General features: G+C 35.4%; 1 pseudogene. It reads left to right on the forward strand.

From position 1 onward, the window contains the following. Nucleotides 1-145: pseudogene (locus SB775_RS34755) on the forward strand (contact-dependent growth inhibition system immunity protein); the annotation flags it as partial. Nucleotides 146-240: the final 95 nt, after the last annotated feature.

Below are 240 nucleotides of genomic sequence, written 5' to 3' on the forward strand. Positions count from 1 at the left end.
TTTAAACAGTGATCTATCCACGGAAAAAAAAGAAGAATTCATTGAATATTATACAGACATTTATTTTCCTGCTTTAAAACTGACTCCCCTAGAATGGCTTGAACAAACAGGTGAAACGTTAAAACAAGCATTAAAAAATACTTAGTAAAAATCGACCGCCCATCATAGTAGGCGGTCTTTTCTTCGTCTTAATTTACATTCACGTACGCATTGCGAACCGTAATATGGAACGTACTTCCC

It is taken from the genome of Peribacillus sp. SIMBA_075, assembly GCF_046534585.1.